17 protein-coding genes are annotated in these 20,103 nt (G+C 68.1%); 15 read left to right on the top strand and 2 right to left on the bottom strand.

What is annotated here, in order from left to right:
• Positions 1–214 precede the first annotated feature (214 nt).
• Genes L0966_RS06415 through L0966_RS06385 form a run of 7 tightly spaced genes read left to right on the top strand, consistent with a single transcriptional unit; the run spans position 215 to position 5,778 of the window.
• Positions 215–757 carry a Na+/H+ antiporter subunit E gene (locus tag L0966_RS06415; protein ID WP_234051036.1) on the top strand — a complete coding sequence of 181 codons (543 nt, stop codon included), beginning with the start codon at positions 215–217 and terminating at the stop codon, positions 755–757.
• Positions 750–1,037: a monovalent cation/H+ antiporter complex subunit F gene (locus L0966_RS06410; RefSeq protein WP_234051035.1), complete on the top strand. Its 288-nt coding sequence runs from the start codon at positions 750–752 to the stop codon at positions 1,035–1,037. Before L0966_RS06415 ends, L0966_RS06410 begins: the two co-directional genes overlap by 8 nt.
• Positions 1,034–1,360: a monovalent cation/H(+) antiporter subunit G gene (locus tag L0966_RS06405; protein WP_234051034.1), complete on the top strand. Its 327-nt coding sequence runs from the start codon at positions 1,034–1,036 to the stop codon at positions 1,358–1,360. Before L0966_RS06410 ends, L0966_RS06405 begins: the two co-directional genes overlap by 4 nt.
• Positions 1,357–2,283 carry an MnhB domain-containing protein gene (locus L0966_RS06400; protein ID WP_234051033.1) on the top strand — a complete coding sequence of 309 codons (927 nt, stop codon included), beginning with the start codon at positions 1,357–1,359 and terminating at the stop codon, positions 2,281–2,283. Before L0966_RS06405 ends, L0966_RS06400 begins: the two co-directional genes overlap by 4 nt.
• Positions 2,280–2,603, top strand: a complete 324-nt coding sequence (locus tag L0966_RS06395) for an NADH-quinone oxidoreductase subunit K (protein WP_234051032.1) — start codon at positions 2,280–2,282, stop codon at positions 2,601–2,603. Before L0966_RS06400 ends, L0966_RS06395 begins: the two co-directional genes overlap by 4 nt.
• Entirely contained in the window at positions 2,600–4,114 is a 1,515-nt protein-coding gene (locus L0966_RS06390) for a proton-conducting transporter membrane subunit (RefSeq protein WP_234051031.1), read from the top strand. The genes L0966_RS06395 and L0966_RS06390 overlap by 4 nt, the downstream gene beginning before the upstream one ends.
• Before the next feature lie 8 nt (positions 4,115–4,122).
• Positions 4,123–5,778 carry a complex I subunit 5 family protein gene (locus tag L0966_RS06385; protein WP_234051030.1) on the top strand — a complete coding sequence of 552 codons (1,656 nt, stop codon included), beginning with the start codon at positions 4,123–4,125 and terminating at the stop codon, positions 5,776–5,778.
• 6 nt (positions 5,779–5,784) lie between these two features.
• On the opposite strand, the gene L0966_RS06380 is transcribed toward L0966_RS06385, so the two are convergent.
• Entirely contained in the window at positions 5,785–6,645 is an 861-nt protein-coding gene (locus L0966_RS06380; protein ID WP_234051029.1) for an alpha/beta fold hydrolase, read from the bottom strand.
• Positions 6,646–7,668: 1,023 nt separating this feature from the next.
• On the opposite strand from L0966_RS06380, the gene L0966_RS06375 reads away from it, so the two are divergent.
• The 8 genes from L0966_RS06375 to L0966_RS06340 all read left to right on the top strand — a co-directional run bounded on the left by L0966_RS06375 (position 7,669) and on the right by L0966_RS06340 (position 19,495).
• Positions 7,669–8,790, top strand: coding sequence for an efflux RND transporter periplasmic adaptor subunit (locus tag L0966_RS06375; RefSeq protein ID WP_370640668.1), 1,122 nt, complete (start codon positions 7,669–7,671; stop codon positions 8,788–8,790).
• Positions 8,787–11,891, top strand: a complete 3,105-nt coding sequence (locus L0966_RS06370; RefSeq protein ID WP_370640658.1) for an efflux RND transporter permease subunit — start codon at positions 8,787–8,789, stop codon at positions 11,889–11,891. The genes L0966_RS06375 and L0966_RS06370 overlap by 4 nt, the downstream gene beginning before the upstream one ends.
• A gap of 146 nt (positions 11,892–12,037) precedes the next feature.
• Positions 12,038–13,063: a patatin-like phospholipase family protein gene (locus L0966_RS06365; RefSeq protein ID WP_234051027.1), complete on the top strand. Its 1,026-nt coding sequence runs from the start codon at positions 12,038–12,040 to the stop codon at positions 13,061–13,063.
• 18 nt (positions 13,064–13,081) lie between these two features.
• Positions 13,082–14,545: a GntP family permease gene (locus tag L0966_RS06360; protein WP_234051026.1), complete on the top strand. Its 1,464-nt coding sequence runs from the start codon at positions 13,082–13,084 to the stop codon at positions 14,543–14,545.
• A 55-nt stretch (positions 14,546–14,600) separates the two neighbouring features.
• Entirely contained in the window at positions 14,601–15,110 is a 510-nt protein-coding gene (locus L0966_RS06355) for a YqhA family protein (protein WP_234051025.1), read from the top strand.
• 123 nt (positions 15,111–15,233) lie between these two features.
• Positions 15,234–16,442 (top strand): sodium/glutamate symporter, encoded by a 1,209-nt coding sequence (gltS, locus tag L0966_RS06350; RefSeq protein WP_234051024.1) that lies wholly within the window; start codon positions 15,234–15,236, stop codon positions 16,440–16,442.
• A 99-nt stretch (positions 16,443–16,541) separates the two neighbouring features.
• Positions 16,542–17,591: a dihydroorotase gene (gene pyrC, locus L0966_RS06345; RefSeq protein WP_234051023.1), complete on the top strand. Its 1,050-nt coding sequence runs from the start codon at positions 16,542–16,544 to the stop codon at positions 17,589–17,591.
• 368 nt (positions 17,592–17,959) lie between these two features.
• The gene (locus L0966_RS06340) at positions 17,960–19,495 is read left to right on the top strand and encodes an EAL domain-containing protein (protein WP_234051022.1); all 1,536 of its coding nucleotides are present in this window, start codon (positions 17,960–17,962) and stop codon (positions 19,493–19,495) included.
• A 131-nt stretch (positions 19,496–19,626) separates the two neighbouring features.
• Here L0966_RS06340 and L0966_RS06335 read toward each other — a convergent pair whose 3' ends face one another.
• The gene (locus L0966_RS06335; RefSeq protein ID WP_234051021.1) at positions 19,627–20,073 is read right to left on the bottom strand and encodes a VOC family protein; all 447 of its coding nucleotides are present in this window, start codon (positions 20,071–20,073) and stop codon (positions 19,627–19,629) included.
• Positions 20,074–20,103: the final 30 nt, after the last annotated feature.

Genomic DNA, 20,103 nt, shown 5'->3' with positions numbered 1-20,103 from the left:
TGCCGCGCTGGCCGCCTGACGGCCACCGGGCACACGAAGGGGTCGATCGGACGGTGCTGACCTTGCGGAGCCGGCGGATGGTGAACACTGCGAAGCCTGGGGGCCGGCGCTCCATCGGGTGCGAGCGGCCGTGCCGCCAGCATGTGCGGGCTGGCATGATGGCGCACGGGCGCAATCCTTCCGCCCTCAGCCCGGCCATCGGCGGGCGTGGGGCATGAGCTTCATCCGCAATCCCGTGGAAGGCGAGACGGCCCGCGCCACGCCAACGCAGCGTGCCGTGCGCAGCCTTTGGTTTTTCCTGGCCTGGGTCGCTCTTGGCCGGGTGGGCATCGCCGATCTCATGGCCGGCGCGATGGTGAGCGTGCTGTGTGGCGAACTGAGCCTGCGGCTTCTGCCGCCGGCAGCGCGCTGGACCGACCCTCGGGCTCTCGCCGTGTTCATGCTTCATTTCCTGGGCCGGTCGGTGGCTGCGGGCGTTGATGTCGGGCTCAGGGTGCTGCGGCCCTCGCTGCCCATCGCCCCTGGGGTGCTGGCGGCGGATTGCGGCCTCGCGCCGGGGCTTGCCCGCCAGGCGTTCGCCGCCACCGCCAGCCTTCAACCCGGGACGCTGCCCTTGGGGGAGGAGCCGGATGCGCTGCTGTTCCATGTGCTCGACATGGACGGCCCGGTCCTTGAAGAGCTGGAGACCGATCTCACCGTGTTCCTGAATGTCCTCGGGCCCGGCGTGGCGCCGGAACAGGAGGAGCCGCGTGGTTGATTTTCTCGTCGCGGCCGCCGGCCTGCTGGTGCTCATCGGCGCGACCGGTCTTCTGGGCGTGTGGCGCAGCGGCGGCGCGGGCCGGATGATGGCGCTGCAATTGTTCGGCACCTGCGGCATCGCGGTGCTGCTTCTCCTCGCCGTGGCGCAGGAGGATGCGGCGGTGCTGGATGCGGCGCTGCTGCTGGCGCTGCTGGCCGCGTGCGCCATCGCCGCCTTTCGCGCCGTGTCGCTGCGCGAGCATGCCGGCGGCGGCCCCGGACCCGGGGGGGCGCCGTGACCCTGGCGCTCAACATCTTCACCCTGCTGGTGGTTGCGGCGGGCCTTCTCTTCTTCATCGTCGGCACGGTGGGGTTGCTGCGCCTGCCGGACGCGCTGGCGCGGCTGCATGCCCTCACCAAGGCTGACAATATCGGCCTTGGCCTGGTGGTGTTGGGCCTGCTGCCGCAGGCGGTCGCGCTGTGGGGCGTCCTGGCCGCGGCCAAGATGGTGGGCATCTGGCTGCTGCTGCAGGTGTCGTCCGGGGCGGTTTCGCAATTGATGGCGGAGGTGGCCTACCGGGCCGCGCAGCGGAAGGACAGCGAGGGGGGCGCGGCGCCGTGAGCCTGCTGCTGGATGCCCCCCTGGCCCTCGTCGCCATCGCTGTCGCCATCCGCGCCGTGGCGGGGGGCGATGCGTTCGCCCGCGTGGCCGCCTTCATGGCCTACGGGCTGGTGCTGGGGTTCATCTGGGTGCGGCTGGCGGCACCGGATGTGGCGCTGACGGAAATCGCGGTCGGCGGCGGCATCACCGGGCTGGTCCTGCTGCAGGCCGCAGGCGATGCGCGCTTCAGCCGCGAGCGGGGCGTCGGGCTGCTCTATCATGTGTGCGCCGCCATCCTGGCGCTGGGCGTGTTCGCGGCGCTGGCGGCCGTGGTGCTGCTGCTGCCGGAACCGGCGCCGAGCCTGGCGCCCCAGGTGGCCACCAACCTGCCGGCCACCGATCTCGGCAATCCCGTCACCGGCGTGCTCATCGTGTTCCGCGCGCTCGATACCCTGCTGGAAACGGTGGTGCTGCTGGTGGCGCTCATCGGCGTGTGGTCGCTCTCGCCTGATCCGCTGTGGCGCGGTCGGCCGGCGCCCCTATGGCCGGCGCCGCCGTCCGGCGCGCTGGATTTCCTCGCGCGGGTGGTGGTGCCGGTGGGTGTTCTGGTGGGCATCTATCTGTTCTGGGCGGGGGCGGATGTGCCCGGCGGGGCCTTTCAGGGCGGGGCGGTGCTGGCCGCCATGGCGCTGCTGGCCATCATGGCGGGGCTGATGCCCGCGCCGGCCCTTGGCGGGCGCCGCCTGCGGCTGGCCTTGCTCGCTGGGCCGTTCGCCTTCCTGGGCGTTGGCATCGCCGGCTGGTTCGTGGCCGATGCCTTCCTCGACTATCCCGACGGGATCACCAAGCCGCTCATCATCGCCGTCGAGGTGGCCATCACGGCATCCATCGCGGTCGCCCTGGCGCTTTTGGTGCTGGGGCCGCCGGCCGGGAGGAAGGCATGAGCACGCCCACCGTCATGGGCCTTCTCGGCGCCGCCCTGTCCGCCATCGGCATCTATGGGCTGATGGTGGGGCGTGATGCGCTGGCGCGTCTGCTCGCCTTCAACCTGCTGGGGGGCGGCGTGTTCCTGGTGTTCGGCGTGGTGGCGCGGCGCGGGGCGGGGGCCGGCTTCGGCGCGGATCCGGTGCCGCAGGCCCTCGTCATCACCGGCATCGTGGTGGCCTTTTCCGCCACGGCGCTGGCTGTGGCCCTGCTGCGGCGCCTCGCCGAGCTGCGGGAGAAGGCGCGCGCGCCCCGTCCGGCTCCGGAGGGCGAGGCGTGAGCGGCATTCTCGGGTCGGCCCTGGCGGGCGACATGCTGCTGGTCGGGGCGGTCATCCTGCCCCTGTTCGCGCTGCCGCCGCTGCTGCTGGCGCCGCCACGGCTGGCGGAGCGGCTCTCGGTGCTGGTTCTGCTGGCGAGCCTTTTGGTGGCGCTCGCGCTCGCGGCGCGGGTGGGGGCGGATGGGGCAGCGCTCGCCACCTTCATCGGCGGCTGGCGTCCGCCTTTGGGCGTGGGGCTGCGGGCCGATGGCTTTTCCGCCTTCATGCTGGTGATGACGGCGGTGGTGCTGTTCGCCACCGGCCTGTTCGCCATGACGACCCCGGGGGCCGCGCCGGGGCGGGTCGCGCGCGGGCGCATGCCGCCGGCCTTTTGGATGCTGCTGGCAAGCGTGTTCAGCGCCCTGAACCTAGTATTCCTGGCGGAAGACCTCTTCACCCTTTACGTGGCGCTGGAGCTGCTCACCTTCGCGGCGGTGCCGCTGGTGTGCCTGGACGGCAAGCTGGCTCAGGTGGAAGCGGCGCTGCGCTACCTGCTGTTCGCGCTGTTCGGCTCGGTGCTCTACCTGCTGGGCGCGGTCATCATCTACGGCCTCTATGGCACGCTGGACATCATCCTGGTGGCGCGGGCGGCGAGCGCGAGCCCCGGCTTCGTGCTGGCGCTGGCGGCCATGAGCGTGGGCATGATGGCGAAGGCGGCGCTGTTTCCCCTGCATCTGTGGCTGCCGCCGGCCCATTCCGGCGCCCCACCGGCGGCGAGCGCCATGCTCTCGGCGGTGGTCATCAAGGCGCCCATCTTCCTGCTGGTGCGGTTCTGGCTGGATCTGGCCCCGACCGGGCTCGCGGTGGCGGTGGCGCCGGTTCTGGCCGGGCTCGGGGCGGCGGCCATCCTGGTGGGCAGCCTCGTCGCCCTCGCTCAACCGCGGCTGAAGCTGCTGATCGCCTATTCCACGGCGGCGCAGATCGGCTACCTCTTCCTCATGTTCCCCCTGGCGGTGGTGGCGAGCCCCTGGAGCGCGCTCGCCTGGACCGGCGGGGCGCTGCATCTGGCCTCCCATGCTTTCTCGAAGGCGGCCATGTTCATGGCGGCGGGGCTGATGGCGGAAGCGCTGGGGCATGACCGCATTTCGGGCCTTTCCGGCGTCGGGCGGGCGGTGCCGGTGGCGCTCGTCGCCTTCGGGCTCGGGGGCCTCTCCCTCATGGGCCTGCCGCCGGCGGGCGGCTTCATCGCCAAGGTGATGCTGCTGAGCGCGGCCATCCACCTCGATGCGTGGTGGATCGCGGCGGTGATCCTGGCGGGCGGCCTGCTGGCGGGCGGCTATGTGCTGAAGGTGGTGGGGCTGGCGCTGCAGCGGCCGGCGGAGCCGCTGGCGGTTCGCCCGGTGGCGCGCTGGCGCGAATGGGTGGCGCTTGCGCTGGCCTTGGTGGCGGTGGGCTTCGGCTTCGTGCCGCTGGAGCCCTCGTCCTTCCTGTTCATCGGCCGGCCGGCGAGCTGGGCCGGGTTGGTGCCGTGATGGGGAACATGAGCACGAGCGACCTGCTGCTTCTCGCCGCCGTGGCTCTGCCGCTGCTGCTGGCGCTTGCCGCCATCAAGCCGTGGGTTCGGCGGCGGGCCGATGTGCTGCTGTTGCTGGCCCCGCTGCCGGGGCTGGTGGCGGCGCTGGCGGTGCCGGTGGGCCAGTCTCTGCTGGTGGTGCCGCCGCCCTTCCGCCTGACCTTCGCGCTGGACATGCCGGGCGCGGTGCTGCTGGGCGGCGCCGCGCTGCTGTGGCTCGCGGCGGGTCTTTATGCCGTCTTCTACCTGAAGGACGATCCGGCGCGCGGCACCTTCTGCGTGTGGTGGCTGCTGACGCTGGCGGGCTCGTTCGCGGTGTTCCTGGTGGCGGACGTGGCGAGTTTCTATCTCGCCTATGCGCTGGTGAGCTTTTCCGCCTACGGCCTCGCCACCCATGACGACACGCCCGAGGCCCGGCGGGCCGGCCGGGTCTATCTCGCCCTGACTGTGCTGGGCGAGGCGCTGCTGATCGCCGCCTTCGTGATGCTTGCCTCCAGCGTCACCGACGCCAATCCGCTGATCCGCGACGCGGTGGCCGGCCTTTCCGCCTCGCCCTGGAAGGAGGCGATCCTGCTGTTGCTGCTGGTGGGCTTCACCATGAAGATGGGCCTGTTCCCGCTCCATGTGTGGATGCCGCTGGCCCATGCGGTGGCCCCGGTGCCGGGCTCGGCGGTGCTGTCCGGCATCGTGGTGAAGGCGGGGGTGATCGGCCTCATCCGCTTCCTGCCCTGGGGGGAGGGCTGGCCCGATTGGGGCGCGGGCCTGCTGGCGGTGGGCCTGTTCACGGCCTTCTATGGCGTCGCCATCGGTCTCACCCAGCGCCATCCCAAGCGCGCTCTGGCCTATTCCACCGTCAGCCAGATGGGCGTGGTGGCGGCGGTGCTCGGCATGGGGCTGAAGGCGGGCGACGGTGCGGTGCCCGCCCTGGCCGCCTTCTATGCGGTCAACCACATGCTGCTGAAGGGCGCCATGTTCCTCACGGTCGGCGTCGTGGCGTCAACCCCGCGCGGGCGGCTGCTGCCGGTGCTGGCGGTGGCGGCGCTGCTGGGCCTCAGCCTCGCCGGGCTGCCCTTCACCGGGGGCGCGCTGGCGAAATATGCGGTGAAGGCGCCCATGGGCGATGGGCTTGCCGCCTTCCTGCTCGCTTTGTCCGCCGGCGGCACCACGCTGCTCATGGCGCGCTACGTGCTGTTGCTGCTGGATGTGGCGCAGGAGGGGGGCGAGGCGCTCGCTCCCCGCGGGCTGCTGGTGCCCTGGGCCGCGCTCAGCCTGGTGGCGGTGCTGCTGCCGTTCGGCCTGTTCACGCCGGTGACGGGGCTCTCCCTCGGCACGCTCTTCAGCCTCGATACGCTCATCAAGGGGCTGTGGCCGGTGGCGCTGGGCCTTGCAGTGGGCGCGCTGATCTACCAGAAGCCCCCCAGATTCTCGGAGGTGCCGCCGGGCGACATCCTGGCGGCGGCGGCGCCCTTGGGCGCGCTCTATGCCCGCGTGCGCGACAGCGCCGTGCTGCTGGACATGGTGCTGCGCCGCTGGTCCACGGCGGCGCTGGCGGTGGTGATGCTGGCGTTCGTGCTGGCCTATGTGATGGCCGGGGCGGCCTTCTCCCCGCCCATCACGCCATAGGCTCGCTCAGCAGGACAGGCCGCCGAACCAGGCACCGAAGAAGCCGGCATAAAGCTCGGGCGCTTCCACATTCATGGAATGGCTGACGCCCGGCACCGCCACGAAGCGGCAATCGGGCATGGCATCGGCCATCAGCTTCAGGTCCGCTTCCCGGATCACCGTATCCAGCGTGCCCCAGGCCACCAGATGGGGGTGGCTGATGGCGTTCATCTGCGCCTTCAGCTCGCCGCTCTGGGCCTCCTTGGTGAGGGTGACGGGCGTGCCGTACCAGATGCCGTCCGAAACGGCGAAGGTCTGGTCCACGATGCGGTCGAACAGGTCGCCGCGGGCGCCCACATCCGGCTTGAAGCGCACCGGACCCTTGGCGAAGCTGTCCGGCTCGAACAGCGTCATGCAGGTGGCGGCCATGATCTGCCGGGTGAGCGGCTTGCTCTTCTTCATCTGGTCGAAATAGGCCGCCTTTTCCGGCGGGAAGTCGACACTCTGCGGACCCACGGGGGAGAGGGAAAAGATGCGGCCGAAGCGGTCCGGCTGCTTCAGCAGCATGCGCGTGGCGATGATGCCGCCTGCCGAATGGGTGGCCAGGTGGCAGAAGGAGACGCCCAGCGCGTCGAGCGCGCCCAGCATGTCGTCCGCATGCTGGCTGACCGAGTAATTTGAGAAGCAGGGCAGGGGCGTGGGCTTGTCGCTGTCGCCGCAGCCGCGCCAGTCGATGCCGATGGTGCGTACGCCGCGCGGGAAATGCGGCGCCGCCAGCTCGATCCACTCCTTGCTGGCGAGATTGCCGTGGATGAACAGGACCGTGACATCGCCTTCTCCCCATTGTCTCCAGGCAAGCTCGACATCCCCGACCTTGATCCGATCCATTCTCCTGCCCTTTCGTTTCCACCCGGCGTCCGGCCGCAAGCTGCATTCGGGCCCGCGGTTGCAACGCGCGCCACTGGGACGCGCCAAGCGGTCGAGATTTCGAGGCTGACGTCTCGCTCCATGCGGACCGGTATCCGCTTTGTGTAAAGGTGCTTCGACGGCGAGGGACGTGTCGAGCGGTACCGGCCGGCAATCTTAACCGCAAGCACGCGGCCGTGTTGAGGCCGCCATTTGTGGCATCTTCAGGTTATAAAGCGGGTGGAGGTACTGTCTAGCCTCTGGCTGCCGGATCGGTATCATGACCATGGCGAATTCCGTTGTTCCCGCCATCGCTGGCGGGTGGAAGGACGCCTTGAGCATCCCTGAGGCGTGTCGTGGTCGGCCTGCCTTGCAGGATCGCGGGAAGTTCTTTCCGCCACTGGGCTTCAGCAGGCGAAGAGGTGGTGACGTAGAAAGTGCAGCTCTGTGAAGGGCGTTCTGTATTGATGCGCCCAATGGGCGCACGGGCCTGCACCGTAATCATCTGAATAAAGTGTGCAGCCGCGTGATGGTGGCTCGGGCGCACACTTGCCCACCCATAGGCGGCTCGGAAGATGCCATCGGTTCAGCGGGCGCGCGAGCTTAAGCTTGATGCCGCGTGGCTTGATGGTGGCGATGGGGTCCTCTTATTTTGCCCTCGGTTTGGTGGTGTTCTGATAAACCACTCAAGTCCATCTGAATAGTTCAATGTATTGTTAGCATTATTTCGCAAGTACATCAATTTTGACCGCCGTTTTGATTGTCGTCAACTCCGCGGTTCCGGGTGAATGCCTTGCTGCGTCGCGGGAACGCGGCTATTGATGGGGCGAATTTCACTTCGCAGACCTGTTCCTGGTCAGCATTGAATATGGTTGGTGTGTGCGCTGCGCGGGTATCCGGCTCCGGGCTTTCGGGGTAGCGGCGCGTGCGCTCGGAAAGGAAACGTTCGTGGCTGCGCTGATGACGAGACGGCGGATGGTGGGCGCGCGCGATGGCGGGCTGTCGATGTCTTCGGGCGGGGGGAGCGTTCTTGCGCCGTGGCTCGCGCGCGTGGCCGCGCTCGGCGTGGTGGCGCTCGCCTTGTCCGCTTGCGGCGAGGAGAAGAAGGAGGCCGCGACCGAGGTCCGGCCGGTGCGCACCATCGTCACCACCAATCGCATTGCGAGCGAGTCCCTGTCCCTCACCGGCCATGTGGAGGCGGAGAACGAGGCCTCCTACGGCTTCCGCATCGGGGGGCGCGTCATCGACCGCCTGGTGAATGTGGGCGATCAGGTGCAGCCGGGCCAGGTGATGGCGCGGCTCGACCCGCAGAATGAGCAGAATGCGGTGCGCTCGGCCCAGGCCGCGCTGGCGGCGGCCAATGCCAGCCTGTCGCAGACCCGCAACCAATATGAGCGCCAGCGCCAGCTGCTGGCCCGCGGCTTCACCCCGCGCGCCCAGTATGAGCAGGCTGAGCAGGCCTTCCTCGCCGCCCGTTCCCAGGTGGATGACGCGGAAGCCCAGCTCAAGATCGCCGAGGACCGCCTCAGCTATACCGAACTGAAGGCCGACAGCGCGGGCGTCGTCACCCAGCGCCGGGCCGAGCCGGGCGAGGTGGTGCAGGCGGGCCAGGTGGTGATCCAGGTGGCGCGCCAGGATGGCCGCGATGCGGTGTTCGAGGTGCCGGCGCAGTTCCTGGGTTCGGCGTCCGGCGACCGCGAGGTTGAGGTGAGCCTCACCAGCGACCCGGCGGTGACCACCTTGGGTCGCGTGCGTGAGATCGCGCCCCAGGCGGACCCGGTGACGCGCACCTTCCGCGTGCGCGTGGGCCTCATCAATCCGCCCGCGGCCATGCGGCTCGGCACCACCGTCACCGGACGGGTGGTGGCTGATACGGGCCCGGTGATCGAGGTGCCGGCCAGCGCCCTCACCCGGGTGAACGACAAGCCGGCGGTGTGGGTGGTGGACCCCAAGGCCCACACGGTGAGCCTGCGCAATGTGGAAGTGCTGCGCTTCACGCCCGCCGCCGTGGCCGTGGCCGAGGGGCTGAAGCCGGACGAGATCGTGGTCACCGCCGGCGTGCAGGCCCTGCATCCCGGGCAGAAGGTGCGCCTGCTGGGTGCCGCCGGCTCGGGGGCGGGGCTGTGAAGGGCTTCAATCTCTCCGCCTGGGCGCTGAAGCATCGCTCGGTCATCATCTACCTCATGGCCATCGCGGTGGTGGCGGGGGTGATGGCCTTCAGGAATCTCGGCCGCGCCGAGGATCCCACCTTCGTTATCAAGACCATGGTGGTGCAGGCCAACTGGCCCGGCGCCACCATCGAGGAAACCTTCAAGCAGGTGGCCGAGCGGCTGGAGCGCAAGCTGCAGGAAGTGCCCAAGCTCGATTATCTGGAGAGCTACACGAAGGCGGGCTCCACCACCATTTTCGTGCATCTGAAGGGCTCGGCCACCGCCGCCGAGGTGCCGGACATCTGGTACCACGTGCGCAAGAGTGTGGGCGACATTCGCCACACCCTGCCGCAGGGCATTGTGGGGCCGTTCTTCAATGACGAGTTCGGCGACACCTTCGGCATCATCTACGGCTTTACATCGGACGGCTTCACCCAGCGCGAACTGCGCGACTATGTGGAGGACATTCGCTCCGAGCTGCTGCATGTGCAGGATGTCTCGAAGATCGAGATCCTGGGCGCGCAGGATGAGCGCATCTTCCTCGAATTCTCCATGCGCGAGCTGGCGAGCCTGGGCATCGACCGCACGGCGGTGCTGGCGGCGCTGCAGCGGCAGAACATCGTGCAGCCGGCGGGCGAGATCCGCACCAGTGCGGAGAATATGTCGGTGCGCGTCTCCGGCGCGTTCAACTCGGAAGCAGACATCGCCAATGTGAACTTCGTGGTGAATGGCCGGCTGATCCGCCTCGCGGACATCGCCACCATCCGCCGCGCCTATGCGGACCCGCCCCAGCCCATGTTCCGGGTGAATGGCCAGCCCGCCATCGGCCTTGCCATCGCCATGCAGGATGGCGGCGACATCCTGGCCATGGGCAAGGCCATCGACGCCACCATGAACCGGCTCATCGCCAACCTGCCCATCGGCATCGAGGCGCATCTGGTGGCCGACCAGGCGGTGACGGTGAACATCGCCATCGCCGAGTTCATGGAAAGCCTGTGGCAGGCGGTGGCCATCATCCTCGTGGTGTCGTTCATCGCGCTGGGCGTGCGGGCGGGGGCCATCGTGGCGCTCGCCATTCCGCTGACCCTCGCCATCGTGTTCGCGCTCATGCAGATGGCGCACATTGACATGCAGCGCATCTCGCTGGGCGCCCTCATCATCGCGCTGGCGCTGATGGTGGACGACGCCATGACCACCACCGACGCGACGCTGACGCGCCTCGCCGCCGGCGATGACAAGGTGACGGCCGCGTCCTACGCCTTCAAGGCCTATGCGGCGGCCATGCTGGCGGGCACTTTCGTGACGGTCGCGGGCTTCGTGCCGGTGGGCTTCGCCGCCTCCTCGGCGGGTGAATACACCTTCACCCTGTTCGCGGTGGTCACCATCGCGCTGCTGGTGTCGTGGATCGTGGCGGTGCTGTTCACGCCGCTGATGCAGGTGCTGATCCTGAAGGCGCCGCCGAAGGAGAGCATTCCCGACCCGGACGCGCCGCCGAAGGGCGTGCTCGGCATGTATCACCGCTTCCTCACCCTGTGCCTGAAGATGCGCTGGGTGACGGTGGCGGTGACCATCGGCCTGTTCGTGCTCTCGGTGCTGGCGCTGCCTTTGATCCCGCGCCAGTTCTTCCCCTCGTCGGACCGGCCCGAGCTGCTGGTGGATCTCGCCTCGCCGCAGAATGCCTCCATCTATGCCAGCGAAACGGTGGCCGAGGCGTTCGACAAGATCCTCACCGGTGATCCGGACGTGAAGCGCTGGTCCACTTATGTGGGCCGTGGCGCCATCCGCTTCTACCTGCCCCTGGACGTGCAGCTGCCCAACGACTTCTTCGCCCAGACCGTCATCGTGGCCCAAAACGTGGCCGCCCGCGACCGGCTGCGCAAGAAGCTGGAAAAGGCGCTGGCGGAAGACTTCCCGCAGCTCGTCTCCCGGATCTCGCCGCTGGAACTGGGCCCGCCCGTGGGCTGGCCGGTGCAGTATCGCGTGTCGGGACCGAACATCGAGAAGGTGCGCGCCATCGCGTTCGATCTGGCGGCGACGGTCGCTTCCAATCCGGACGCGGTGAAGGTCAATTACGACTGGATCGAGCCGGCCCGACAGGTGCGCATCGAGGTGGACCAGGACGAGGCGCGCCTTCTCGGCCTCTCCACCCAGCAACTGGCCGGGGTGCTCAATACCGTGCTCTCCGGCGCACCGATCACCCAGGTGCGCGACGACATCTACCTCGTCAACGTGGTGGCTCGCGCCACCGACGAGGAGCGCGTCTCCCTCGACACCCTGGCCAATCTCCAGGTGCCGCTGCCCAATGGCCGCACGGTGCCCCTGAGCCAGATCGCCACCTTCCAGTTCGACCAGGAATACCCGGTCATCTGGCGGCGCGACCGGGTGCCCACGCTCACCGTCCAGGCCGATGTGAAGGCGGGCGTGCTGCCGGAAACGGTGGTGGATGAGCTGGGGCCGAAGATTGAGGCCCTGCGCAAGACCCTGCCGGCGGGCTACGACATCGCGGTGGGCGGCACGGTGGAGGAAAGCGCGGCCTCCCTCGCCTCGGTCATGGCGGTGGTGCCGGTGATGCTGCTCATCATGTTCACCGTGCTCATGTTCGAGCTGAAGAGCTTCCAGCGTCTCGTCATCGTGCTGTCGGTGGCGCCGCTCGGCCTCATCGGCGTGGTGGCGGCGCTGCTGGTTTCCGGCCGGCCGCTGGGCTTCGTGGCCATCCTGGGCGTGCTGGCGCTCATCGGCATGATCACCAAGAACGCGGTCATTCTCATCGGCCAGATCGAGGCGGACCGCGCTGCGGGCAAAAAGGTGTGGGATGCGGTGGTTGCGGCCTCCTCGGCGCGCTTCCGGCCCATCATGCTCACGGCGGTGTCCACCGTGCTGGGCATGATCCCCATCGCGCCCACCGTGTTCTGGGGGCCCATGGCGTTCGCCATCATGGGCGGGCTGCTGGTGGGCACGGTGCTCACCCTCATTTTCCTGCCGGCGCTCTATGTGCTGTGGTTCGGTCCTGACACGCCGCCCGAGCACGCGCCGGCCGAGGATGGGCCCGCCGAAGCAGGCCACACCTTGGCGGCCTGAGAACAATGCAAGCGGGCTGCCTTCGGGCCGTTCGCCCACGATAATGAAAACGGGGAGGGACGGGGCCGGACGCCGGCCCCTGCAATGAAGAGCCAGCGCGCGCCGACCGGGATGGTGGCGCGCCGATTGCGAAGAGGGGATCGCAAATGGAACGGGAACCGGTTCTGGTCGACTTTGCCTTGCAGGGCGGCGGCTCTCACGGAGCGTTCACCTGGGGCGTGCTCGACCGCCTCCTGGAGGAAACCTGGCTCGAGATCGAGGGCGTTTCCGGCACCTCCGCCGGTGCCATGAACGCCGCCGTGCTGGCCGATGGCTATGCGGCCGGTGGCCGGGAGGGGGCCAAGGACGCGCTGGCGCGTTATTGGCGCCATGTCTCGGAGGAAGCGCGCTTCAGCCCCTTCCAGCGCTCCCTTTGGGACAAGGTCATGGGCCGCTGGTCGCTCGACACGGCGCCGGGCTTCCTGTTCATGGACCTGATGACGCGGGTGTTCTCGCCCTATCAGTACAACCCCATGGGCCGCAACGCGCTGGCGCCAATCCTGGAAAAGCAGATCGATTTCGAGCGGCTGCGCCAGTCCCCCATCAAGGTGTTCATCACCGCCACCAATGTGCGCACCGGCCGTCCGCGCGTGTTCCGCAACGCCGACATCACGCCCGAGGCGCTGATGGCCTCGGCCTGCCTGCCCACCCTGTTCCAGGCCGTGGAGATCGACGGGGAGGCCTATTGGGATGGCGGCTATTCGGGCAATCCGACCCTGGCGCCGCTGGTGAGCGAGCTGAAGAGCGACGACACCATCCTCATCCCCATCAATCCGCTGGAGCGGGCCGGCACGCCCAAGACGCCCACCGAGATCCTCAACCGGCTGAACGAGGTGTCGTTCAATTCGGTGGCGGTGAAGGAACTCTACATGATGGCGCTGCTGCAGCGCCACGCGAGCCAGCTGACCGGTGACACGGAGGCCTGCGACTGGGCCCGCATGCGCGTGCATGTGGTGCGCAACCCGGTGATGAATGCGCTCGGCTTTTCCTCCAAGCTCAATGCAGAATGGGAGTTCATCTCCTGGCTGAGGGACGAGGGGCGCAAGGCGGCGGACGTGTTCCTGACCGAGCACGGCAACGACATCGGCAAGGCGTCCACCGTGGACTTCGAACAACTCCTGTCTGAACTTTGAACCAGCGGAGCTGAACCTATGGGCCTCCTCGGCATCCTGGTCGGCCTCGCCGTCCTTATCTATTTCGCCTTCAAGGGTTCCTCGATCCTCATCATCGCGCCGGTGGCGGGGCTTCTGGTGGCGGCGTTCGCGGGCGAGCCCTTGCTCGCGAGCTGGACCCAGACCTTCATGCCCAACGCGGCGCAGTTCGTCGCGCAATTCTTCCCGCTGTTCCTGCTGGGCGCGGTGTTCGGCAAGCTGATGGAGGATTCCGGCTCGGTCACCTCCATCGCCCAGTTCATGACGCAGAAGCTGGGGGCGCAGCGAGCGGTGCTGGCGGTAGTGCTGGCGGGTGCCATCGTCACCTATGGCGGCGTCAGCCTGTTCGTGGCCTTCTTCGTGCTGGTGCCCATGGCCATCGAGCTGTTCCGGGCGGCCCAGCTGCCGCGCCGGCTGATGCCGGCGGCGGTGGCGCTCGGCACCACCACCTTCACCATGTCGGCCATGCCCGGCACGCCCTCCATCAACAACGCCATTCCCATGCCCTTCTTCGGCACCACGCCGTTCGCGGCGCCGGGCCTTGGCCTCATCGCCTCGGCGGTGATGCTCGGCTTCGGCCTGTGGTGGCTGAAGCGGGCGGAGAGCAAGGCGCGCGCCCGCGGCGAGGGCTTCGGCGGTATCGTGCTGGACCCGGCGGAAAGCGTGGAGAAGGCGGCGGAAGACCCCATCGTGCGTGAGCGCGCCACCACCTCCGGCGCGTTCGACCCGGCGGAGATCGAGCACAGCGATGAGAGCCCGGTGGGCCCGCCCATCCTCCTCGCGGCCCTGCCCATCGTCGTGGTGGTGGCGGTGAACCTGCTGATGTCCTTCGCGGTGCTGCCGAACATCGACGTGTCGTTCCTGGCCGAAGAGCGTTGGGGTGGCGTGACCCTGGCGGCCGTGGGCGGCGTGTGGTCGGTTATCACGGCCCTGATCGCGGCCATCATCACTGTGGTCGCGATCAATTTCCGCTCGGTGCCGGTGCTGCGCGCCACCATGGCTGCGGGCGCCAATGCCTCGGTCCTGCCCATCCTGTCGGTGGCGAGCCTGGTCGGCTTCGGCGCCATCGTGGCGGCAACCCCGGCCTTCGAGGATGTGCGCAACTGGGTGCTGGGCATCGAGGGCGGGCCGCTGGTGTCGCTGGCGGTGGCCACCAACATCCTGGCGGCGCTCACGGGCTCCGCCTCGGGCGGCCTCACCATCGCCCTCGACGCGCTGGGGCCCACTTACATGCAGATCGCCCAGCAGATCGGCATGAATCCGGAGCTGATGCATCGCGTGGCAGTGATCGGCTCGGGCACCCTGGACAGCCTGCCGCACAATGGCGCGGTGGTCACGCTGCTGTCCGTCTGCGGGGTGAGCCACAAGGACGGCTACATGGACATCGTCATGTCCGGCATCGTCAGCGCCCTGCTGGCGCTGGTGGTGGTGATCGTCCTGGGCTCCGCCGTGGGCAGCTTCTGACGCCATATGCGGCGCCGGGCGAAGGCTCGGCGCCGGCTTCCGCAGCGGAGGGCGCATGGCCTTGCTGATCTCGCTGCTCGTGGTGCTCTGCCGCTATGCCCTGGTGCCGCTGTTTCTGGGCCTCGCATTCGCCCTGGTGCTGGCGGTCGCCTCCTTCTTCATGCAGCTTTGGGCCTTCACTTGGCGCCTCGCCTCCGCCAGCGAGACCGAGGTGCTGATGGGCCTTTTGAGCCTCATCGACCTCACCCTGGTGGGCGGGCTGCTGGTCATCATCATCTGTTCCGGCTACGAGAATTTCGTGGGTCAAATCGACCGCCGCCACGCGGAGGGCTGGCCGGGCTGGATGCGCCGGGTGAGCTTTTCCGGGCTCAAGCAGAAATTGTTCGCCTCCATGATGGCCATTGCCGGCATCACTTTGCTCAAGGCTCTCATGAAGCTGGAAATTTCGGTGAGCGAGGCACAGGTGAAGTGGCTGGCCCTGGCCAATGTCATTTTCATCTGCGGCTATGCGGTCCTGGCCCTGACCGACCACTTCACCCACCATCAAGGGGGCGAGCGCGGCTGAGTGGCCTTTGGCGGCATTGAGCCCGCGATGCGATGCGGGGGTGAGGCCTCCGCCATTTTGTGCTTCCTTGGACACCCTGATGCAGGGCGTTCGACCCTTCTGCCAACAACCAACGGGAGCGACATGCCGGCGACCTACGAGGCCCAGGGCCTGCTGACCTTCACCATCGCCATCCTGGTCTATTTCGTGGGGGCGGGCCTCAACGGCATCATCGCGCCGCTGCGGCGCTGGAACATTCCCGAGGCGGTGACGGGCGGCCTGCTGGCCGCCATCTGCACCCTCATCGCCTATCGAGTGTTCGGGCTGGCCATCTCGTTCGATCTCACCGCGCGGGACATGCTGCTGCTGTATTTCTTCACCGGCATCGGCCTCAATGCGCGGCTGTCCGATCTCGCGACTGGCGGCAAGCCGCTCCTCATCCTGCTGCTGCTCACAGTGGTCTATCTGGTGGTGCAGAATGTGGTGGCGGTGGGCGGCGCCGCGGTGCTGGGGCTGCCTTATGGCATCGGGCCGCTTCTGGGCTCGGTGTCGCTGATCGGCGGGCATGGCACCACCATCGCCTGGGCGCCCATCATCTCCGAGCGGTTCGGCCTCGCCAACGCGCTGGAAATCGGCATCGCCAGCGCCACTTTGGGCCTGGTGCTGGCGAGCGTGGTGGGTGGCCCCATCGCCGGCATCCTCATCAATCGCTTCAAGCTGCGCTCCGACGAGATCCAGCCGCCCATGGTCGGCCTGCCGGAGGAGGATGTGGGGCCCGACGCGGGCAAGGTCACCTATACGAACATCCTCAGCTCGCTGCTGGTGCTCAACATCGTGATCCTCATCGCCTATGGGCTGGAGGATCTGGTCGAGATGACGGGCATCAAGCTGCCCCTGTTCGTGGTGTGCCTGCTGGTGGCCATCATCATCACGAACACGGTGCCGCTGGTGCTGCGCCGCGCGCCCTGGCCGGCGCGCACGCCGGCGCTGGCGCTGATCTCGGACCTGTCGCTGAAGATCTTCCTCGCCATGTCGCTCATGAGCATGCAGCTGTGGACCCTTGGCGGCCTGGGGCCGGCGCTGGCGGTGGTGCTGGGGCTGCAGACCCTGGTGTCGGTGGCCTACATCTTGTTTATCGTGTTCCCGGCCATGGGGAAGAACTACCAGGCGGCGGTGATTTCGGCCGGCTTCACCGGCATCAGCCTGGGCGCCACGCCCACCGCCATCGCCAACATGACGGCCGTGACGAAGACCCACGGCCCGGCGCCCACCGCCTTCATCATCCTGCCTCTGGTGTCGGCTTTCTTCATCGACATCGCCAATGCCATCGCCATCGGCTTCATGATCCGTTGAGGGGCGCCAAAGGGGCTTGCATCGGGCGCGCTTCCATGGCGATTTCCGCGGCGAAGGCGGGCCCGTGCGCGCGCCTGCAAGCATTGCGAAGGAACCACCATGGCCGAAGCCCCCCGCTCCCTCACCCTCCGCCGGCCGGATGACTGGCACCTGCATCTGCGTGACGGTGCGGTGCTGCAGGCGGTGGTGGGCGAGACGGCGCGCCACTTCGCCCGCGCCATCGTGATGCCGAACCTGGTGCCTCCCGTGGTCACCGGCGCCCAGGCGGCGGCCTATCGCGAGCGCATCCTGGCGGCGGTGCCGGCGGGCATGAGCTTCGATCCGCTCATGACCGTTTACCTCACCGAGCAGACCGACCCGGCCGACCTGAAGGCGGCCAAGGCGGATGGCCTCATCCATGCGGTGAAGCTCTATCCGGCCGGCGCCACCACCAATTCGGCCTCGGGCGTGCGCGATTTCTCCAAGGTGCAGAAGGTGTTCGACACCATGGCCGAGATCGGCCTGCCCTTGTGCGTGCACGGCGAGGTGACCGACCCGGCGGTGGACGTGTTCGACCGCGAGGCGGTGTTTATCGAGCGCGTGCTGGAGCCCCTGCGTCGCCGCACGCCGGGCCTGCGCGTGGTGCTGGAGCACATCACCACCCGTGAGGGCGTCGATTATGTGCGCCAGGGGGGCGACGACATCGCCGCCACCATCACGGTCCAGCACCTCATCATCAACCGCAACCACATCCTGGTGGGCGGCATCAAGCCCCATTATTACTGCCTGCCGGTGGCCAAGCGCGAGGAGCATCGCCTGGCGGTGCGGGCCGCCGCCACCTCCGGCGACCGCCACTTCTTCCTGGGCACCGACAGCGCGCCCCATCTCGACCCGGCCAAGGAATGCGCCTGCGGCTGCGCCGGCTGCTACACCGCCACCAACGCCCTTTCGGCGGTGACCGAGGTGTTCGAGCAGGATGGCGCGCTCGACAATCTGGAGGCGTTCATCTCCCTCAACGGCCCGGCCTTCTACCGCCTGCCGCCGAACGAGGCGCGCATCACCCTCACCAAGGGGGATGTCGTGGACTATCCGCGCAAGATCCCCACCGCCGAGGGGATGCTGACGGTGTTCGATCCCACCTTCCCGCTGCATTGGAGCGTCGCCGGCTGAAGCCGTCCCGCCGGGGCGGGGCGGTTTCGGCGCCGGTCATTCTTCGTCATGTCTCGTTCGCGCGGCGCATTTTCTCGCGTCGCGCGGACGATTCTCGTCGCGGCAATGCGCCAGCGCAATACCGCGGGGACGGCGACGCGCTAAGACCCGATGTTCGTAAGCTTGGCTCATGGGCCTGTGGTCGTGCCTGCCGACCGCAGATCAAAGACGCGGGTCGATTGTGCCAGGGGCGCTGGTCTTGATGCGGGGGTGAGCTTCGCTGTAGCGAAGCGATGGTGGCAGGGCGGGCCCCGTGCCGCTCAAAATGGAAAACATGTCCCGACGCGCTGGCGCGCACGGGCGGCGGGGGCGCCGAAAGGCTGGTGGACATGGGCCGCATGCGGACCACCAACAGGGATCACATCCTCATCCTGGCCTTCGCGGCCGTGGGGGCGCTCCTGTTCATCCTGGCGGGGCAGATCGCGCTGGTGGAGATCTCCTGGGCGGGCCTGACGAGCTATCTGAATGGCGTGCTCGAAAGGTCGGTGGCTGTCGCGCAGGCGCAGGTTAGGACCATGGAAGAGGTCGAGCGCCATGGCGCCGAGATCTGCTCCGCCCGGGACCTTGAGAACATGCGCTATGCATTGTTCCTGAACGAGTATTTGAGCGACATCGCCCGTGTCGTGGATAACCGCGTCGTCTGTTCGGCAGGTTGGGGGCATCTGCCGGAGCCAGTGGAGCTGGATCCGCCGCAGCGCCGCCAGGCGAGCGGCACCGAGCTGTGGCGGCATGTGCGCAGCCCCATGGATCCCCGCCTGATGGTGTCCATGGCCCGGCGGGGCTCGGTCATCGCTTTCACGGCGCCGGCGGCCTTCAAGCTTTACGAGGCGCCGGACCATGGCCATGCGGCCCTGGTCCTGACCCGAGACGGCAGCTATGTCTTTCGCTCATTCGGCGACACGCGCGGCATGAAGGAGCGGCTCGGCACGCGCCAGAAGCCCTTTGAATTCGGCCCGCGGCTGATGACGGCCTCCTGTGCCGAGAGCATCGACATCTGTGCCGTGGCATCGCTCTCGAATGTCAGCATTCTGAAGCAGCCGGCGGCCATCTGGCTGGGCCTCGGCGCGGCGGGGGCGGTGACGGCGGGGTCCCTCGGCCTGGCGCTGGCGCTGCGCCGCCGGAAGCTTGCCTCCCTGCCCGAACAGATCCGACGCGCGGTGGCGCTTGACCGGCTCTTCATGGTCTATCAGCCGCTCGTGCGCCTCAGCGACCGACGCATTGTTGGGGTGGAGGCGCTGGCGCGCCTGACCGACGAGCAGGACCACCTCATTTCTCCGGATATCTTCATCGCGATCGCGGAGCACAAGGGCTTCATCAGCGTCATCACGCGCCGCGTCATCAGCATGAGCCTTGCGGAGATGCGCGACCGGCTGACGGGTGATGAAGACTTCGACGTCCACATCAACTTCTCCGTCACGGATCTGCTGGACATGAAGTTGCTGAACTACCTGGACGCGGAAGTGCAGCGCCATGGCGTCGCGCCCGCCCGGGTGGTGGTGGAGCTGACGGAGCGCTCCACGGCCGACCATGACCAGCTCAAGGAAGCGGTCGAGACCCTGCGCGCGCGCGGCTACAAGTTCTTCATCGACGATTTCGGCACCGGTTATTCCAACCTGGCCTATCTGGCCCGGCTGCCCATCAGCGGTATCAAGATCGACAAGATGTTCACGCGGGCCATCGGCAAGGCGGCCGCGAGTTCAGCCATCGTCGAGACCATCTGCGCCACGGCGCGCTCGTTGAAGGTGGATCTGGTGGTGGAGGGGGTGGAGGAGCCGGAGCAGGCGGCACACATCCTGGCTCTGTTCCCGGAAGCCATCGCGCAGGGCTGGCTGTTTGGAAAGCCGGTGCCGGTGGATCGGCTCTGAAATCGCGGCAGCGTGCGCCCGGCACGGCTTCATCCCAACGGGCGCGGCCCTCGGCTGGCACCGGCCGTCTTCACGACCCGCCGCAAGGCTGGCGTGGCGGCCCGTGAGATGCACCCACGGGCCCTTGATCATCAATGGGCGAAGACGCCCGCGAAGTCCTTGAAGCCCTTGATTTCGATGGGGTTTCCAGCCGGATCGAAGAAGAACATGGTGCGCTGCTCGCCGGGCTCGCCCTCAAAGCGGATGATGGGCGGAATGTCGAAGGCGATGCCCGCCTTCTGCAGCCGGTCCGCCAGTGCGAACCAGTCATCCAGCGGCAGCACGGCGCCCAAATGCGGCATCATCACCATGTGATCGCCCACCTTGCCGGTGCGGGTGACAGGGAAGGGGGTGCCCAGATGCAGGGAGATCTGGTGCCCGAAAAAGTCGAAATCCACCCAGGTATCCGTGGAGCGGCCTTCCGCGCAGCCCAGCACGCCGCCGTAGAACTTGCGGGCGGCATCAAGGTCCGTGACGTGGAACGCCAGGTGGAACAGGGAGCGGGCAGGGATGGTCTGGGCTGTGTTGTCGGCGGTCATGGGCGGCTCCGGGGCTGCGAGGTTTGACTG

The sequence above is a fragment of the Xanthobacter sp. NM-59 genome, from assembly GCF_021401125.1.
GTDB lineage: Bacteria > Pseudomonadota > Alphaproteobacteria > Rhizobiales > Xanthobacteraceae > Xanthobacter.
Note: the sequence above shows the minus strand (reverse complement) of the source record. Positions and strands in the feature narration are given on the sequence as shown.

Excerpts from the sequence above, each read along its gene's own strand:
- L0966_RS06415 (WP_234051036.1), top strand. The coding sequence starts at position 215 with ATGAGCTTCATCCGCAATCCCGTGGAAGGCGAGACGGCCCGCGCCACG.
- L0966_RS06395 (WP_234051032.1), top strand. The coding sequence starts at position 2,280 with ATGAGCACGCCCACCGTCATGGGCCTTCTCGGCGCCGCCCTGTCCGCC.
- L0966_RS06385 (WP_234051030.1), top strand. The coding sequence starts at position 4,123 with ATGAGCACGAGCGACCTGCTGCTTCTCGCCGCCGTGGCTCTGCCGCTG.
- L0966_RS06380 (WP_234051029.1), bottom strand. The coding sequence starts at position 6,645 with ATGGATCGGATCAAGGTCGGGGATGTCGAGCTTGCCTGGAGACAATGG.
- L0966_RS06375 (WP_370640668.1), top strand. The coding sequence starts at position 7,669 with ATGTCTTCGGGCGGGGGGAGCGTTCTTGCGCCGTGGCTCGCGCGCGTG.
- L0966_RS06365 (WP_234051027.1), top strand. The coding sequence starts at position 12,038 with ATGGAACGGGAACCGGTTCTGGTCGACTTTGCCTTGCAGGGCGGCGGC.
- L0966_RS06360 (WP_234051026.1), top strand. The coding sequence starts at position 13,082 with ATGGGCCTCCTCGGCATCCTGGTCGGCCTCGCCGTCCTTATCTATTTC.
- L0966_RS06355 (WP_234051025.1), top strand. The coding sequence starts at position 14,601 with ATGGCCTTGCTGATCTCGCTGCTCGTGGTGCTCTGCCGCTATGCCCTG.
- gltS (WP_234051024.1), top strand. The coding sequence starts at position 15,234 with ATGCCGGCGACCTACGAGGCCCAGGGCCTGCTGACCTTCACCATCGCC.
- pyrC (WP_234051023.1), top strand. The coding sequence starts at position 16,542 with ATGGCCGAAGCCCCCCGCTCCCTCACCCTCCGCCGGCCGGATGACTGG.
- L0966_RS06340 (WP_234051022.1), top strand. The coding sequence starts at position 17,960 with ATGGGCCGCATGCGGACCACCAACAGGGATCACATCCTCATCCTGGCC.
- L0966_RS06335 (WP_234051021.1), bottom strand. The coding sequence starts at position 20,073 with ATGACCGCCGACAACACAGCCCAGACCATCCCTGCCCGCTCCCTGTTC.